1 protein-coding gene is annotated in these 266 nt (G+C 60.5%); it reads left to right on the top strand.

Features of this window, described 5'->3' with window-relative positions:
- Window positions 1-266, top strand: a 266-nt coding sequence (locus X742_RS0139995; RefSeq protein ID WP_031248915.1) for a fatty acid desaturase, incomplete at both ends; no start/stop codon positions are given.

Below are 266 nucleotides of genomic sequence, written 5' to 3'. Positions count from 1 at the left end.
CGGGACATGGTTCGCCGCCGGCTTCTTCCTCTGGCCATCGTATCCCACAGCAGCGCTGATCGTCATGGCCGTCACGCTGGCATTGCAATCCTCTATCATGCATGAGGTGCTGCATGGGCACCCGACCCGCAACGGCCTCGTCAATGAAGCTTTCGTCTTCTTGCCGATCGGCCTCGCCTGGCCGTTTCGCCGTTTCAAGACTATTCACCTGCGCCACCATGCGGACGAGCGGCTGACCGATCCTCTCGACGATCCCGAGAGCTATT

It is taken from the genome of Mesorhizobium sp. LNHC229A00 (genome assembly GCF_000502415.1).
Classification (GTDB): Bacteria; Pseudomonadota; Alphaproteobacteria; order Rhizobiales; family Rhizobiaceae; genus Mesorhizobium.
Note: the sequence above shows the minus strand (reverse complement) of the source record. Positions and strands in the feature narration are given on the sequence as shown.